General features: G+C 64.9%; 15 protein-coding genes. 8 read left to right on the forward strand and 7 right to left on the reverse strand.

Annotation, left to right across the window (positions count from 1 at the left end):
* The first annotated feature begins 96 nt into the window (after window positions 1–96).
* On the forward strand, window positions 97–1740 hold the full coding sequence (locus tag NA2_RS05985; protein WP_008595302.1) for a vWA domain-containing protein: 1644 nt from the start codon (window positions 97–99) through the stop codon (window positions 1738–1740).
* Window positions 1741–1830: 90 nt separating this feature from the next.
* On the forward strand, window positions 1831–2520 hold the full coding sequence (locus NA2_RS05990; RefSeq protein ID WP_008595305.1) for an HAD family hydrolase: 690 nt from the start codon (window positions 1831–1833) through the stop codon (window positions 2518–2520).
* A 9-nt stretch (window positions 2521–2529) separates the two neighbouring features.
* On the opposite strand, the gene NA2_RS05995 is transcribed toward NA2_RS05990, so the two are convergent.
* Entirely contained in the window at window positions 2530–3114 is a 585-nt protein-coding gene (locus NA2_RS05995) for a hypothetical protein (protein ID WP_008595307.1), read from the reverse strand.
* 239 nt (window positions 3115–3353) lie between these two features.
* Here NA2_RS05995 and thrC point away from each other — a divergent pair, with 239 nt between their 5' ends.
* The 4 genes from thrC to NA2_RS06015 are packed head-to-tail and all read left to right on the forward strand — an operon-like array spanning window position 3354 to window position 9577.
* On the forward strand, window positions 3354–4751 hold the full coding sequence (gene thrC / locus NA2_RS06000) for a threonine synthase (protein ID WP_040676951.1): 1398 nt from the start codon (window positions 3354–3356) through the stop codon (window positions 4749–4751).
* 24 nt (window positions 4752–4775) lie between these two features.
* Entirely contained in the window at window positions 4776–6068 is a 1293-nt protein-coding gene (locus NA2_RS06005; RefSeq protein WP_008595312.1) for a M16 family metallopeptidase, read from the forward strand.
* Between the two features lie 13 nt (window positions 6069–6081).
* The gene (locus NA2_RS06010) at window positions 6082–6684 is read left to right on the forward strand and encodes a GNAT family N-acetyltransferase (RefSeq protein ID WP_008595314.1); all 603 of its coding nucleotides are present in this window, start codon (window positions 6082–6084) and stop codon (window positions 6682–6684) included.
* 40 nt (window positions 6685–6724) lie between these two features.
* On the forward strand, window positions 6725–9577 hold the full coding sequence (locus tag NA2_RS06015; protein WP_008595316.1) for an EAL domain-containing protein: 2853 nt from the start codon (window positions 6725–6727) through the stop codon (window positions 9575–9577).
* Window positions 9578–9618: 41 nt separating this feature from the next.
* On the opposite strand, the gene NA2_RS06020 is transcribed toward NA2_RS06015, so the two are convergent.
* The gene (locus tag NA2_RS06020; RefSeq protein WP_008595318.1) at window positions 9619–10227 is read right to left on the reverse strand and encodes a YqgE/AlgH family protein; all 609 of its coding nucleotides are present in this window, start codon (window positions 10225–10227) and stop codon (window positions 9619–9621) included.
* Between the two features lie 147 nt (window positions 10228–10374).
* Here NA2_RS06020 and NA2_RS06025 point away from each other — a divergent pair, with 147 nt between their 5' ends.
* Window positions 10375–11172, forward strand: coding sequence for a protein-disulfide reductase DsbD domain-containing protein (locus NA2_RS06025; protein WP_008595320.1), 798 nt, complete (start codon window positions 10375–10377; stop codon window positions 11170–11172).
* A 43-nt stretch (window positions 11173–11215) separates the two neighbouring features.
* Window positions 11216–11701 (forward strand): peroxiredoxin, encoded by a 486-nt coding sequence (locus NA2_RS06030; protein WP_008595322.1) that lies wholly within the window; start codon window positions 11216–11218, stop codon window positions 11699–11701.
* A gap of 23 nt (window positions 11702–11724) precedes the next feature.
* Here the strand turns inward: NA2_RS06030 and rnhA are convergent, their stop codons facing one another.
* The 5 genes from rnhA to NA2_RS06055 are packed head-to-tail and all read right to left on the reverse strand — an operon-like array spanning window position 11725 to window position 15378.
* On the reverse strand, window positions 11725–12168 hold the full coding sequence (rnhA, locus tag NA2_RS06035) for a ribonuclease HI (RefSeq protein WP_008595325.1): 444 nt from the start codon (window positions 12166–12168) through the stop codon (window positions 11725–11727).
* The gene (locus NA2_RS06040) at window positions 12165–13133 is read right to left on the reverse strand and encodes a homoserine kinase (RefSeq protein WP_008595327.1); all 969 of its coding nucleotides are present in this window, start codon (window positions 13131–13133) and stop codon (window positions 12165–12167) included. The genes rnhA and NA2_RS06040 overlap by 4 nt, the downstream gene beginning before the upstream one ends.
* A gap of 4 nt (window positions 13134–13137) precedes the next feature.
* The gene (gene ispH, locus NA2_RS06045) at window positions 13138–14151 is read right to left on the reverse strand and encodes a 4-hydroxy-3-methylbut-2-enyl diphosphate reductase (RefSeq protein WP_008595329.1); all 1014 of its coding nucleotides are present in this window, start codon (window positions 14149–14151) and stop codon (window positions 13138–13140) included.
* Window positions 14152–14200: 49 nt separating this feature from the next.
* Window positions 14201–14962 (reverse strand): SURF1 family protein, encoded by a 762-nt coding sequence (locus NA2_RS06050; protein ID WP_008595331.1) that lies wholly within the window; start codon window positions 14960–14962, stop codon window positions 14201–14203.
* On the reverse strand, window positions 14959–15378 hold the full coding sequence (locus tag NA2_RS06055) for a DUF983 domain-containing protein (RefSeq protein ID WP_244423591.1): 420 nt from the start codon (window positions 15376–15378) through the stop codon (window positions 14959–14961). Before NA2_RS06055 ends, NA2_RS06050 begins: the two co-directional genes overlap by 4 nt.
* Window positions 15379–15459 lie beyond the last annotated feature (81 nt).

Consider the following 15459-nt stretch of genomic DNA (forward strand, 5'->3'; position numbering starts at 1 on the left):
GTAAATATTCCGTAAGGCCCGGTGCGAATTGCGGCTCGGGCAAAGCTATGCAATCTTCCCCAGCGTCAGATACCCCTCGGAATGGAGAGATTGCCCATGTTGCGCTTACGAATCTGCGTTTTCGTCGCAGCACTGTTCTGCGTCACGCCGGTCCTGGCGGCGGGCAAGACGATCATCGTTCTCGATGCGTCGGGCTCCATGTGGGGGCAGATCGACGGCAAGACGAAGATCGAGATCGCCCGCGACACGCTGCGCCAGGTGCTTGGAACGATCCCCGCGGAAACCGAGCTCGGCCTCGTCGCCTACGGGCATCGCGAGAAAGGTTCCTGCGCCGACATCGAGATCGCCGTACCCGCCGGCACCGGAACGGCGGAGGCCATCGGCAGCTTTGCCGACGGTCTCAACCCGAAGGGCAAGACGCCGCTGACGGACGCGGTACGGGTCGCCGCGACGGAGCTGCGCATCGAGGAGAACGAGGCGACGGTCATCCTGGTCACCGACGGCCTGGAGACCTGCAATGCCGACCCCTGCGCGCTCGGCCGCGAGCTGGAGGCTTCCGGCGTGAACTTCACCGCCCATGTGGTCGGCTTCGGCCTGTCCGACGAGGAAGGCAGGCAGGTGGCCTGCCTCGCGGAGAACACTGGAGGCCTCTATCTGAAGGCGGACGACGCGGGACAGCTCGCCGATGCGCTGGCGACGACCGTGGCGCAGGCTCCCGAGCCGGCGCCGGAACCGGCGCAGCCCGCCGCTGTCGAGCACAACTTCAAGGGGATCGCCCGACTGGTGGAAGGCGGGGATGATCTCGTCGATGTGGGCGCGGTCCGCTGGGACCTGTTCCCGATCGGCGCGAACGGCGAGGCCAGCAAGGACAACGTCACGGGCGCCTATGGCGGCGTGATCGAGGAGAACGCGCCCGCCGGCAGCTATTTGGTGCGCGTCAGGATCGGCAATGTGCACCGGGAGCTGACCGTCGATCTCACCGACGACAAGCAGACGGAACTGGTTGCCGTGCTCGATGCCGGCCTGCTCCATGTGACGCCGAAGAGAACGCCGGACGGCGATCCCGACGACAGCGCGCGGATCGACATCGCATTCGAAGGCGGCGACGATGGCGGCTATGGCCCGATGGATGCCTATGTCGCGGCAGGTTCCGTGACCGTCACCGGCAGGATCGACACGGCACAGGCTGAACAGACGCTGACGGTGAAGGCCGGCGAGACCGTGAGGACCGATCTCGTCATCGCTTCCGGCATCGTCGTGCCGTCCGCCGTCTATGCCGAGGGCGGACCGGCGGTCGAGGACAGCGGCATCCGCTTCGAGGTGCATGAGGCGAAGGCCGACATCAGCGGCAAGCGTGACACGCTGGCCGGCCAGTACGGCTCGGGAGGCGGCATGGACGTGCCGCCCGGCGACTATGTGCTCTCCGCCCGCCTCGGTCTGGCGCAGGCCGAGGCGCCCATCACCGTGAAGGCAGGCGAACGCACCGAGGCGTCGGTCAACATCAATGCCGGCGTGCTCGCCGTCGCCGCCCCGGGCGGGTACCGCATCGAGTTTTACAGCGCCAAGAAGGACATCCAGGGCAAGCAGAAGGAATTCGGCGGCACCTATGGCGAAGAGGCCCAGGAAACGATGCATCCGGGCGAATACGAAGTGCTGGTGATCTATGAAGGCGACAAGGCGGAGAAGCGCCAGAAGGTTACCGTCACGGCAGGCGAGCGCACCGAGGTGACGGTGGAATAGCAATTGCCTCTCAAAGGCCGGTTGCTTTGAAGACGGCTTCGGGGCTATGCCCTGGAGCCGCTTTCCTTTCACCAGACCACAGGTGTCGCCATGCCCGCTCCCGAACTCGTCATCTTCGACTGCGACGGTGTTCTGATCGATTCCGAAATCATCGCCGCGCGCGTCGAGGCGCGCCTCCTGACGGAAGCCGGGTTCGAGATCACCGCCGAAGAACTGGCCGAACGTTATGCGGGCCTCACCTTCAAGGACATCCTGCTGGCGATCGAGAAGGAGTCGGAGCTTCCGCTGCAGGCATCGCTGATCGAGCTGGCCGAAACGGAGGTCGACCGGAAGCTGAAGACCGACATCCGCGCCGTGGAAGGCGCGCATGAGGCCGTTGTCGGCGTCACCGGCAGGAAATGCATCTGCTCGAATTCGAGCCGCCAGCGCCTCGAGGCGACGCTGACCAAGACCCGGCTGCTGCCGTTCTTCGAGGGCGCGATCTATTCGTCGCTGGATACGCCATCCGGGTTACCGAAGCCGGCGCCGGACGTGTTCCTGTTCGCCGCGGAGAAGGACGGCGCCGATCCGGCGCACTGCTTTGTCATCGAGGATTCCGTGCATGGCGTCGCCGGCGCACGCGCAGCGGGGATGCGGGTGATCGGGTTCACCGGCGGGGCGCATATCCAGCCCGGCCACGCCGACCGGCTGATGGAAGCGGGCGCGGAAACGGTGATCCACCGCTTCCGTGATCTGGCCGGCGTGCTTGCCGCTCTCTCCGAATGGGATGGCGCGGTCTGAGACCCTCGCCTATCGCTTGCTCGCCGGGCCTTCGTCGTAGCCGACGATCACCTGGATGCTGCGGTCGGCCTGACCCGGAACGACGATGTTCGAATCGCTGAAGACGAACTGCGTCGCGCCGGCCGTCTCGGTGATCGCGACGTTGTGCTGGAAGAGTTGCGAGTAGACGACCTGGTCGCTCTGCACCACGACGATGCGGATCGGCATGGTGACCGAACCGGTGGTGCCCACAGGCCCGGGAACGATCCGGCCGGCAACCGCGACCGTCATGCCGAAGGAGCCGTCGTTGTAGCGGCAGGTGCGTGTTATGTCGGTGATCGAGGCCTGGTAGATGATCTTGCTCGGATCGTCCTGCCCACCCTTCTGATAGGTGCGGAAGAAGGACGTTCCATCGCGAAGCGTCGCCGGGGGACAATACGCCCTCAGCTCGCTCTCGCGCACGGCATCAGGCGCCGCTTCCGCAACCTGCGCGGTCTCCTGGGCATTCCTCTTGTCCATGTTGAAGGCGCCGAGCGGCTCCCCCGACTGGCAGCCCGACACGACGGCGATTGCGGAAAGCAGGAAGGAACCGATTAAAGAACGATGGTTGATCAAGTGACACGCCCCGTAAAACTGCTCGACCTCGGCGAAGTTGAAACCATGTGACAGATTTCGCGGCAAAACGCCAACATCCCCATCACATCCCGTCAATTTCCGCACTGCGTGAGTGGAAAACCGGTTCCCACCCGTCCAAAACATGCTCTATACCAAACGCGCGGCCACAATGCGACCGGCTCCAGGCATCCGCAAAGGCCGCTCTCCCTCGCAGTCATGAGGCAAAGCGAAGAATGGCGATAGACTACATCAGTACGCGCGGCAATGCGCCGGCGCTGGGTTTCTGCGATGCTATGCTGGCGGGGCTGGCCCGCGACGGCGGCCTCTACGTGCCGCGCGAATGGCCAAGCTTCTCCGCCGACGACATCCGCGACATGCGCGGCCTGCCCTATACGGAAATCGCCTTCCGGGTGCTCAGCCCCTTCGTGGGAGAGGAGATCGACGCCGCGACCTTGCGTCGCATCATCGAGGAAAGCTACGCCACGTTCCGTCACGAGGCGGTCTGCCCGCTGGTGCAGACCGGGCCGAACGAATTCATCCTCGAACTGTTCCACGGCCCCACCCTCGCCTTCAAGGATGTGGCGATGCAGCTGCTCGCCCGGCTGATGGACCATGTGCTCGCCAGCCGCGGCGAGCGGGTCACCATCGTCGGCGCCACTTCGGGCGACACGGGCGGCGCGGCGATCGAGGCCTTCGCCAACACCGAGCGGGCCGATGTCTTCATCCTGTTCCCGGAAGGACGCGTCTCCCCCGTCCAGCAGCGGCAGATGACCACCTCGAATGCCGCCAATGTCCACGCGCTCGCCATCAAGGGCAATTTCGACGATTGCCAGGCGCTCTTGAAGGACATGTTCAACGATCACCGCTTCCGCGACCATGTCTCGCTGTCGGGCGTCAATTCGATCAACTGGGCCCGCGTCATGGCGCAGATCGTCTACTATTTCACCTCGGCCCTGTCGCTCGGCGCTCCCGACCGGACCGTCTCCTTCACCGTGCCGACAGGCAATTTCGGCGACATCTTCGCGGGCTACGCCGCCAAGCGGATGGGCCTGCCCGTCGGTCGCCTGGTGATCGCCACCAATGACAACGACATTCTGGCGCGGACGCTCGCCACCGGCGAGTATTCCACGCGCGGCGTGATCGCCACCACGTCGCCGTCGATGGACATCCAGGTCTCGTCGAACTTCGAACGCCTGCTGTATTTCGCCTCCGGCGAGAATGCCGACGAAGTCCGCCGCTCAATGGAAACGCTCAAGCAGTCGGGCAGCTTTCCCGTCGCTCCGCAGACGCTGGCGGCAATCCGCGCCGACTTTGCGGCGCAGAGCTCCACCATGGACGAGACGGCGGCGACCATCCGCGATGTCCGCGCGGCGAGCGGCTATCTCCTCGACCCGCACACGGCGACCGGCGTGAAGGTCGCCCGCGCGCTCGCCGAGGAGCGGACGCCGATGGTCGTGCTGGCGACCGCGCATCCGGCAAAATTTCCGCTCGCCGTACAACAGGCAAGCGGCGTGGAACCGCCGCTTCCCGACTGGCTCGACGGGCTGATGGAGCGCGAAGAAACGTTTACGGTCCTTCCATCGGACCTGAAAATGATAGAAGATCATGTGATCCGCCATGCAAGGGCGGCGCGTTAAGTCTGTCCAGGGAGTAACGTCAATATGGGTGTTGAGGTAAGCCGTCTGTCGAACGGCCTGACGGTAGCAACCGAAACCCTGCCGCATTTGGAAACCGTCGCACTGGGGATCTGGGTCAAGTCGGGTTCCCGCAACGAGCAGGACAACGAGCACGGCATCGCTCACCTGCTCGAGCACATGGCCTTCAAGGGAACCGGCAAGCGGACCGCGCGTCAGATCGCCACGGACATCGAGGATGTCGGCGGCGAAATCAACGCGGCGACGAGCGTCGAGACCACCGCCTTCTACGCCCGCGTGCTGAGCGCCGACATGCCGCTCGCGGTCGACATCCTCGCGGACATCCTGACGGACTCCAAGTTCGATCCGCGCGAGCTGGAACGCGAGCAGCACGTGATCCTGCAGGAGATCGGCGCCGCGCATGACGTGCCCGACGACATCGTCTTCGACCGCTTCACCGAGACGGCTTTCCGCCATCAGGCGCTCGGCCGTTCGGTGCTGGGTACGCCGGAGACCGTGCAATCCTTCACCTCGGACCAGTTACGCGGTTTTCTGGAGCGCCAGTACTCCGCCGACCGGATGGTCATCGTCGCCGCGGGCGGCCTCAAGCACGACGATTTCGTGCGCGAGATCGAGAGCCGCCTCGGCGGTTTCCGCGCCAAGGCGGACGGCGCGATGCCGCAATACGCAAATTATGTCGGCGGCGACTATCGCGAGCACCGCGACCTGATGGACGCGCAGATCATGCTCGGCTTCGAGGGGCGCGCCTACCACATGCGGGACTTCTACGCCTCGCAGGTCCTGTCATCGATCCTCGGCGGCGGCATGTCCTCGCGCCTGTTCCAGGAGGTGCGCGAGAAGCACGGCCTCTGCTACTCGATCTATGCCTTCCACTGGGGGTTCTCCGACACCGGCATCTTCGGCGTCCATGCGGCGACCGGCAAGGAGGATATCGAAGCGCTCGTGCCATTGATCCTCGGCGAACTGCAGAAGGTCGGCCAGGAGATCGGCCAGGACGAGCTCGACCGGGCGCGCGCCCAGTACCGCGCGGGGCTGATGATGGCACGCGAGAATCCGGCGAGCCGCGCCTCGCAGATCGCCCGCCAGCTCCTGCTCTACGGCCGTCCCATCGACGTGGACGAACTCATGGAGCGCCTGTCGAACCTGACGGTTGACCGGCTCACCGACCTGTCGTCGCGCCTGTTCAGCTCGAAGCCGACGGTTACGGCGATCGGCCCCGTCGGCACGCTGGCGCCGTTCGAGGCCATCCGGGACGCGCTTGCCGATCAGGTGGCCATGCCGCGCAAGCTCGCCGTCTAGGCATACGGACGGAATGCTGGACGTCCCCTTCCTTCGCCGCCAGCCCCCGGCGCTCAAGGGAGAGCGTTTGATCCTGCGCATGCCCACGATGGGCGATCACGCCGCCTGGGCGGCGCTGCGCAACGAGAGCCGTTCCTTCCTGGAGCCCTGGGAACCGCGCTGGGCGCCCGACGAGTTGTCGCGGGCGGCCTTCCGGCAAAGGCTGCGCCGCTACCGCAGCGAATTCGATCAGGGGACGGGCATTGCCTTCTTTCTGTTCGATGCGCGCAGCGACACCCTCACGGGCGGCATCACCCTGTCGAACATCCGCCGCGGCGTCGCGCAGACGGGCAGCATCGGCTACTGGATGGGCCAGCGCTTCGCGGGCCGGGGCATGATGCTCGAGGCCGTCCGGATGGTCATTCCCTTCGCCTTCGAAACGTTGCGGTTGCACCGTCTCGAGGCCGCCTGTATTCCAGACAATGATCGTTCGGTGGGCTTACTTGAAAAAGCCGGATTTCAGCGCGAAGGCCTTCTCAAATCCTATCTCAGGATCAACGGTTCTTGGCGCGATCACTATCTCTATGCGCTGGTTGCCGAGGAGCGTCGCGTGCCTGCATCAGAAGAACGGGGCTGATCTTTTGTCACGATCCCATATCCACGCTTTCCTGGCGACAATGCTTGCCGTGCTCGTCGGACTGGCCGTCACCGCGACGTCGGCCCTGGCCATCGAGCCGATCAAGATCGCCCGCGATGACGTGGCTCTCGACCTGTCGAAAGCTGTGGAAATCCATCGCGGACAGGGCGACGTGTTCCAGGTCTCGACCGCGCCCGATGTCGACGGCATCGTGCGGCGCATCGAGGTGGAGGCGCAGGACGCGCGTTCGAGCGGCGACTGGGCCGTGTTCGCCCTCGCCAACACCACCGAGCAGCAGATCGACCGCCTCATCGTCGCGCCACATTTCCGCCTCGTCGGTTCCGGCCTGTTCTGGCCGGATCTCGGCTCGCAGCGCATCGCCGCCATCACGCCGAGCGCCGGCTTCACGCTCGACCGGCAGGACAGCCCCGACGCGGACGAATTCCTGGTCACGCTCAATCCCGGTTCGGTCGTCACCTTTGTCGCAGAACTGTCGTCGCCGAACCTTCCGCAGGTCTATCTGTGGGACCCGGCCGCCTACAAGGATACCGTCAACGCCTATACGCTGTTTCGCGGCATCGTGATCGGCATCGCCGGCCTTCTGGCGCTGTTCCTGACCATCCTTTTCGTCGTCAAGGGAACCTCGATGTTTCCCGCCACGGCGGCGCTTGCCTGGGCGGTGCTCGCCTATATCTCGATCGATTTCGGCTTTCTCAGCAAGGTCATCGAGATCTCCCCCGGCAACGAGCAGATCTGGCGCGCCGGAACAGAGGTCGGCCTCGCCGCGACCCTGGTCGTCTTCCTTTTCGCCTACCTGAACCTGAACCGCTGGCACGATCACTTCAGCTATGGCGTTCTGGCCTGGATCCTCGGCCTCTTCATCATCGCCGGCTTCGCGATCATCGACCCGGCCGCTTCCGCCGGCATCGCCCGCCTGTCCTTCGCCGCCACCGCCGTGGTGGGCCTGTGCATCATCGTCTATCTCAGCCTGCAGGGCTATGACCGCGCGATCATGCTCGTGCCGAGCTGGGTGATGATCATCGCCTGGCTGGTCGGGTCATGGATGGCCATTACCGGAACGCTCGACAACGACATCGTGCAGCCGGCCATCGGCGGCGGCCTGATCCTGATCATCCTGCTGATCGGCTTCACGGTGATGCAGCACGCCTTCGCCGGCGGCGCCATTTTCCAGGGCCTGTTCAGCGACATGGAGCGCCAGGCGCTGGCACTCACAGGCTCTGGCGATGCCGTGTGGGACTGGGACGTGGCGCGCGACCGCGTCATCACCCGGCCGGACGTCAGCAAGCAGCTCGGCCTGCCGGCCGGCAGTCTGAACGGCCCTGCCCGCAACTGGCTGTCGCTGCTCCACACCGACGACCGCGACACGTTCCGCACGACGCTCGACGTGGTTCTTGAACACCGGCGCGGCCGCATCTCGCAGAGCTTTCGCCTGCGCGGTGCCGACGGACACTATCACTGGTTCGCCCTTCGCGCGCGGCCGGTGATCGGTTCCGACGGGCAGATCATCCGCTGCGTCGGCACGATGGTCGATGTGACCGAGCAGAAGAAGGCGGAAGAGCGTCTCCTGCACGATGCGGTGCACGACAACCTCACGGGCCTGCCGAGCCGCGAGCTGTTCCTCAACCGGCTCGACGCGATCATCGCCATCGCGCGGACGGAGCAGAAGGTGCGGCCGACCGCCTTCGTCATCGACATCGACCGCTTCAAGCAGGTCAATGACGAGCTCGGCATCTCGGTCGGCGACACCATTCTCCTGACCATCGCGCGCCGGCTGCACCGCCTGCTGAAGCCGCGCGATTCGCTTTGCCGCCTGTCGGGCGACCAGTTCGCCATGATCCTCCTGTCGGAGCAGGAGCCGGCGCGCATTGCCGCCGTCGCCGACGCGGTGAAGCAGGCGATCCGCACGCCCGTCACCTTTGCCCGCCGCGAGATCATCCTGACGCCGTCGATCGGCCTGATCTCCTGGACCTCGGCGCAGACCTCCGCCGAGGAGATGCTGAAGGACGCCGAGCTCGCCATGTACCAGGCGAAGCGCTTCGGAGGCGACAGGATCGAACCTTTCCGGCCGGCCTTCCGCTCGATTGGCAACAACCGGCTGCGGGTGGAGTCCGATCTCAGGCGCGCCATCGAACGTTCGGAGATGAAGCTTGCCTACCAGCCGATCATCCGGCTCTCGGATCATTCCATCGCAGGCTTCGAGGCGCTGCTGCGCTGGGAGCATCCGCGGCGCGGAACCATCGCGCCCGCCGATTTCATCCCGGTCGCCGAAAGTTCCGGCCTGATCGTGCCGCTCGGCCTGTTCGCCATGCAGCAGGCCGCGGAAGACCTCTACCGCTGGCAGAAGCAGGCGGGCGACCTGCCCCTCACCATGTCGGTCAATCTGTCCAGCCGCCAGCTCATCCGGCGCGACCTTGTCGGCGACGTGCGGTCGGTCATCGCCCGCTCAGGCATCCAGCCGGAGAGTTTCCGCCTTGAACTCACCGAATCGCTGGTCATGGACAATCCCGAGCAGTCGGCGCATGTCCTGCAGAAGCTGAAGCAGATCGGCATCGGCCTTTCCCTCGACGATTTCGGCACCGGGTACTCATCGCTTTCCTATCTGTCGAGCTTCCCCTTCGACACGATCAAGATCGACAAGAGCTTTCTCGAGGACACGACGCCGAGAGGTGCAGTGCTCGTCCGCTCCGTGGTCAAGATGGCGCACGAACTGGGTCTTTCCGTCGTGGCGGAGGGCGTCGCAGACGAGCACGATGCGGAGCAGCTGAAGCAGATGGGCTGCGAATATGCCCAGAGCTTCCTCTTCGGCCTTCCCGAAAGCGCCGATGGAATCCAGAAACTTCTGTTCGAGCAGACGACAGCCGCCAAGGCGTAAGAAATATTCTTCTCGGGGTGGGAACGCCCGGCGCCTGGGCTTCAGGCGTGGCCGGCCGCCTGGCTCAGATGGGCGGCGTCGATGCCGATGGCCGCCAGGACGCCGTCATACTTCCGCTCGATCTCGCCCTCGAACAGGAGTTCGGGCGTTGCGGGGCAGGTCAGCCAGCCATTCCCGCTGATCTCGCTCTCGAGTTGCCCGGCGCCCCAGCCGGCATAGCCGAGCGCCATCAGCGCATGCCGCGGGCCACGGCCCATCGAAATCGCCCGCAGCATGTCGACCGTCGCCGTCAGGCAGATGCTCTCCGAAACCGGCATGGACGATTCGACCACCACATCGTCCGTATGCAGCACGAAGCCGCGGCTGCGGTCCACCGGCCCGCCATTGCGGACGGGAAGATCACGGGCCTCGCGCGGCAGGCGGATCGCCTCCTCCTGATCGAGGATCCCGAGCTGTACGAGAATGTCCGGGAACGCAAGCTGCTGGGGGCGGTTGATGATCAGCCCCATCGCACCGTCGTCGCTGTGCGCGCACAGATAGATCACGGAACGTGAAAACCGCTCGTCGCGCATGCCGGGCATGGCGATCAGGAAGTGATTTTCCAGGTATGGGACGGACATTGCGCGTCCGCCGTTCGTGTCGCTGCTCATGCGTGAAGGGTAGCGCGTTTCAATCGGGCATGAAAGACGGATGTGCGCGGCGACGCGCCCGCGCAGACGGCTCCGCTCACGCATTTATGAAGGACCGTGCGCGATCGCCGCGTTGCCTTCGGGCGAAAGGCTCGGCAATGTCCCGGCATGATCAGGAACCTCGCATTCATTCTCCCGTTTCTGGCTGCCAGCCCCGCCCTTGCGGCCTCCAGCCAATGGCAGACCAGCGAAGGCGGCTCGGTGCGCATTGTCACCAGCGGACTGCCGGACGATGACGGCCGTCTGCATGGCGCGCTGGACATAAAGCTGAAGCCCGGATGGAAAACCTATTGGCGCAATCCCGGCCCGTCGGGCATTCCCCCTTCGATCGACCTGTCCCGCAGCCCGCACATAAAGTCCGCGGAACTGGCGTTCCCCGCGCCCGTGCGCGTGCATGACGGGGACACACAGTGGGCGGGTTACAAGCAGTCCGTCCGCCTGCCGGTCACGTTCACGCTCGACAGGGCCGATGTCGTGACCCTGATCGACGTCGATGTTTTTCTCGGCATCTGCGAAACCATATGCATCCCGTTTCAGGCCTCCTTCTCGTTCGATCCGGGATCGGGCGCGGACGACCAGAGCGATGCCTTTGCCGTGCAGATGGCGCATGCCGCCCTCCCCTCGCCGGCGACCGGCACCTTCGGCGTAAACGCGGTCAGCCGCAGCGGCAGCATGCTCACCCTCGATGCGAACCTGCCGCAGGACACGAGCAATCCGGAACTTTTCATAGATCACGAGAAGAGCCATCTGTTCGGCACGCCGACCCTCGTGAAACAGGGTTCCGGCACAGCGGAATTCGCTGTTGAAATCCATGAAGCCTCCGATGACGGGCTTGCAGAAAGCAGCCTGCGCTATACGCTGGTCGCCAATGGCCGGTCCGTCTCAGGAGCAATCGACATCCCCTGAAGGCCAGTCCTCCCACCCCGGTTTGATCTAGGAGAATTCCTGAATGAGCATCTCAGTCGGCGACCGCATTCCTGCGGCTCCCTTGAAGCAGGTCGGCGCCAATGGTCCAACGGAGTGGTCCGCTCCGGATTTCTTCGCTGGCCGCAAGGTCGTGGTGTTCGGTGTGCCCGGCGCCTTCACGCCCACCTGCAGCAACAATCACCTCCCCGGCTTCGTGGAGAACCGCCAGGCGATCCAGGCGCGTGGCGTGGACGACATTGCGGTGGTTTCGGTCAACGATCACCATGTCATGAAGGCCTGGGCGGGCTTTACCGGTGCGCAGGACCAGCTCACCTTCCTTGCGGACGGCAATGGCGACTTCACGCGGGCGCTGGGCCTCGACATCGATCTGTCGAAGGGCGGTCTCGGCAACCGTTCGAAACGCTATTCGATGATCGTCGAGAACGGCACCGTCACCAAGATCAACATTGAGGAAAACCCGGGCGAGGCCGTGACGAGCGGCGCGGCGCGCATCCTCGAACAGCTGTAGCTCGTGGCTGTGGCGGAGGCGGCCTACCGCCTCTTCTTGAAGGGTTCCATGCCGGCGCGCGCCAGCGCGTCGGCTCTTTCGTTCTCCGGATGGCCGGCGTGGCCCTTGATCCAGTGCCAGTTGATCTTGTGGCGGCGGCGGGCCTCGTCCAGCGCCTGCCACAGCTCGGCATTCTTCACCGGCTTCTTGGCGGCGGTTTTCCAGCCGTTGCGTTTCCAGCCCTCGATCCAGCCGGATATCCCGTCACGCACATAGACGCTATCCGTGTAGAGATCGATCGAGCACGGCCGCTTGAGCGCGTTCAGCGCCTCGATCGCCGCCTGCAGTTCCATGCGGTTGTTGGTCGTCTCCGCCTCGCCGCCCGACAGCTCCTTCTCGACGCCGCCATGACGCAGCAAGGCGCCCCAGCCGCCGGGGCCGGGATTGCCGGAGCAGGCTCCATCGGTAAAGATCTCCACATGCGTCACGTGATGCCGATCCCGTATTCGGAGGACGAGCGGATCTGGCGGTGGAACCGCAGCCGGCGCACATATTCCATCGGGTCGCGCTTGTTGACCAACGCCCCGTCGGGAATGGTCAGCCAGTCGTACAGCCGCGTCAGCATGAAGCGCAGGGCCGAGCCACGCGCCAGGAGAGGCAGCGCCTCGATCTCCGCAGGCTCCAGCGGCCGGATCTCCTGATAGCCTGCCAGCAGGGCCGTCCCCTTTGTGAGATTGTAGGAGCCGTCCTTCTCGAAACACCAGGCATTCAGGCAGGTGGCCACATCATAGGCCAGGAGATCGTTGCAGGCGAAGTAGAAGTCGATGATGCCCGACACTTCCCCACCCAGGAAGAAGACGTTGTCGGGGAAGAGATCGGCATGAATGATGCCGGTCGGCAGATCGCCCGGCCAGGCCCGCCCGAGCGTCGCCAGATCAGCCTCCACCTCTTCGCTCAGGCCGGGCTCCACCTCGTCGGCGCGCGGAGCTGCCTTCCTCCAAAGATCGCGCCAGCCGTCCAGCGCCAGCGCGTTCGGGCGTGACAGCGCGAAGCCCTGTGCCGCAAGATGCAGCCCGGCGATGGCCCGCCCGACCTGCCGGCAATGCTGGGGCGCCGGTCGCCTGAGCCACATTCCCTCCAGGAAGGTGATCAGTGCCGCGGGCCGCTCGGCGATCTCGCTGATCACCTCGCCGTCGCGCCGGCGCACCGGCAACGGGCATGACACGCCGTGCTCTGCCAGATGCTCCATCAGGCCGAGAAAGAACGGCAGATCGGCCTTGTCGACGCGCCGTTCGTAAAGCGTCAGGATGAATGCCGCCTTCGTTGTGTGCAACAAATAGTTCGAGTTCTCCGAACCTTCCGCTATCCCCTTGTAGGACAGCAGCGACCCCGCGTCGTAAGCGGCCAGAAGCGCCTCGAGCTCGACCTCGGAAATATCCGTATAGACCGCCATGTGTTCAGGCGTTTCCGTTGACGAAGGCCATGTCGGCACTGGTGAGTTCGACATCGCGCAACACGCGCATGACCGGGAAATTCTCCGTCTCCTCGGCCGTGACCGCAAGATCGACGGTGACGTCGTAACGCTCTGCAAAGGCGTCGATGATCTCGTTGACGATGATCTCCGGCGCCGAGGCGCCGGCCGACAGGCCAAGCACCGTCAGGTCTCCGATTTCATCCCACGGGATCTCAGAGGCCCGCTGCACCAGCAGGGATCGCTTCGCGCCCGCCCGCTCGGCCACTTCGACCAGGCGGCGGGAATTGGACGAGTTGGGCGCGCCGACGATCAGGAAAAGATCGGCCCCGGGGGCAGCCATCTTCACGGCTTCCTGACGGTTGGTGGTGGCATAGCAGATCGATTCGGCGGCAGGCGCGTGAAGGGCGGGGAAGCGCTCCTCCAAGGCCTTGAGAATGTCCGCGGTATCTTCGACCGACAGCGTGGTCTGGCTGACGAATCCGAGTTCCGCGTCCGCCGGCGGGTTGAGCGCCATGGCGCCCTCGACGGTCTCCACCAGGGTGACGGTCCCCTCGGGCAATTGTCCCATCGTGCCGATCACTTCGGGATGGCCGGCATGACCGATCAGCAGCACGTGGCGACCCAAGCGATGGTGACGCATGGCCTGCTTGTGCACTTTGGAGACGAGCGGACATGTGGCGTCGAGATAAAACAGGTTGCGCGAAACCGCATCCGCGGGAACGGATTTCGGCACCCCGTGCGCGGAGAAGACGACGGGCGCGTCCCGGTGCTCTTCCGGTATCTCGCTGAGCTCCTCGATGAAGACGGCGCCGCGTTCCTGAAGCCCTTCGACCACATATCTGTTGTGGACGATCTCGTGGCGGACATAGACGGGCGCGCCGTATTTCTTCAGCGCCAGGATAACGATCTGGATGGCGCGGTCGACGCCTGCGCAGAAGCCGCGCGGCCCGCACAGTCGCACGGTGAGTTTCCTGTCCGCTTTGTCGGCAGCCGTCATTGCGTGTCCTTTGCTTGTGGCAGGCATTGGGGGTGATGTATCCGGGATGTCAAGAGCGCGCGCGATTTCGCCGCCACCAGACCAGCAGCACGCCGGCCAGGGCCGCGGCCAGCCCGTACCAGGTGATCGCGTATTGCAGATGGCTGTTGGGCAGGTCGATCAGCGTGACACCGCCGACCGGAAGGCCGCCCGGATTGGGTGCATTCCCGGCATCGAGGTAGAACGGCACGAAGGCGCTGCTCTCAGGCAGCCCGGCGCTCGCCGCCATCACCCCCATGTCCTTCCAGTAGAACACGTTCTTATCCGCATCGTTGTCGGGAACGATGAAGGACGGCTTGCGTTCCGGCGCGTTGCGCGCAAGCCCGGCAATGCGCACTCCGCCGACGACCTGTCCCTCGCCGCGCGTCTGCGCATCCTTGCGATCGTAGGGGACAAAACCGCGATTGACGAAGATATAGCGTCCGTCGGCCAGTTTCAGCGGCGTATGGATGAAGAAGCCCGACTGCCCCTTCCAGGTAGCGAAGTAGTGCCGCTCCCCTTCATGAACGAAGACGCCGCCGACCCGGAGCGGACGGTACTCCACGTCACCGTTCTCGCTGTAGATGCGCTCCATGGCTTCGAGTTCGATCGGCTGGGCGGCGATGCGTTCCTCGATGCGGGCGATGAGCGCTTCCTTCCAGTGCAGACGCTGCACCTGCCAGGTGCCGAGCGCCAGCAGCACGGCAAACACCACCGCACAGAGCAGCAGGAGAAGCCAGGTCCTCGCTGATCCCGAGGTCGTCGCTGGTGAAGCCTGCGTTGTCCCGGTCATGAACGGTCCAGTTTCCCTTCTTCGGCCTTGTTGCGATACTGCAAGGCGATCAGCAGTCCCTTGATCAGGCGCAGCGCGGTGAGCGACAGGATCAGCGTCAGCGGTATCCACAGCAAAAAGTGGACCCAGAGCGGAGGCCCCATCGAGACTTCCATCCACAGCGCCAATCCGACCACCAGAAAGCCGATGATGAGAATCACGAAAACGGCCGGGCCGTCACCGGCATCCGCGAAACCGTAGTCGAGGCCGCAGTTCCTACATCCCTTGCCGATGCTCAGGAAACCCGAGAACAGACGCCCCTCGCCGCAGCGCGGGCAGCGTCCGCCAAGCCCCACCGAAACCGGATCCACTGGCGGCCAGATCGCCCGGTCGCCTTCCGCCGGCGGCTTGCTGCTTTCTGCCATGTTCGCACCCATGTCCTACCGTGCCAGCCGGCATGCTCCGGCGTTCGCGGCACCGACGGTTCGGCGCCTTCTATCATGCCCGTTCCCCCGGGG

Source organism: Nitratireductor pacificus pht-3B (assembly GCF_000300335.1).
GTDB lineage: Bacteria > Pseudomonadota > Alphaproteobacteria > Rhizobiales > Rhizobiaceae > Nitratireductor > Nitratireductor pacificus.

Excerpts from the sequence above, each read along its gene's own strand:
- NA2_RS05985 (WP_008595302.1), top strand. The coding sequence starts at position 97 with ATGTTGCGCTTACGAATCTGCGTTTTCGTCGCAGCACTGTTCTGCGTC.
- NA2_RS05990 (WP_008595305.1), top strand. The coding sequence starts at position 1,831 with ATGCCCGCTCCCGAACTCGTCATCTTCGACTGCGACGGTGTTCTGATC.
- NA2_RS06005 (WP_008595312.1), top strand. The coding sequence starts at position 4,776 with ATGGGTGTTGAGGTAAGCCGTCTGTCGAACGGCCTGACGGTAGCAACC.
- NA2_RS06010 (WP_008595314.1), top strand. The coding sequence starts at position 6,082 with ATGCTGGACGTCCCCTTCCTTCGCCGCCAGCCCCCGGCGCTCAAGGGA.
- NA2_RS06015 (WP_008595316.1), top strand. The coding sequence starts at position 6,725 with ATGCTTGCCGTGCTCGTCGGACTGGCCGTCACCGCGACGTCGGCCCTG.
- NA2_RS06020 (WP_008595318.1), bottom strand. The coding sequence starts at position 10,227 with ATGAGCAGCGACACGAACGGCGGACGCGCAATGTCCGTCCCATACCTG.
- NA2_RS06025 (WP_008595320.1), top strand. The coding sequence starts at position 10,375 with ATGATCAGGAACCTCGCATTCATTCTCCCGTTTCTGGCTGCCAGCCCC.
- NA2_RS06030 (WP_008595322.1), top strand. The coding sequence starts at position 11,216 with ATGAGCATCTCAGTCGGCGACCGCATTCCTGCGGCTCCCTTGAAGCAG.
- NA2_RS06040 (WP_008595327.1), bottom strand. The coding sequence starts at position 13,133 with ATGGCGGTCTATACGGATATTTCCGAGGTCGAGCTCGAGGCGCTTCTG.
- ispH (WP_008595329.1), bottom strand. The coding sequence starts at position 14,151 with ATGACGGCTGCCGACAAAGCGGACAGGAAACTCACCGTGCGACTGTGC.
- NA2_RS06050 (WP_008595331.1), bottom strand. The coding sequence starts at position 14,962 with ATGACCGGGACAACGCAGGCTTCACCAGCGACGACCTCGGGATCAGCG.
- NA2_RS06055 (WP_244423591.1), bottom strand. The coding sequence starts at position 15,378 with ATGGGTGCGAACATGGCAGAAAGCAGCAAGCCGCCGGCGGAAGGCGAC.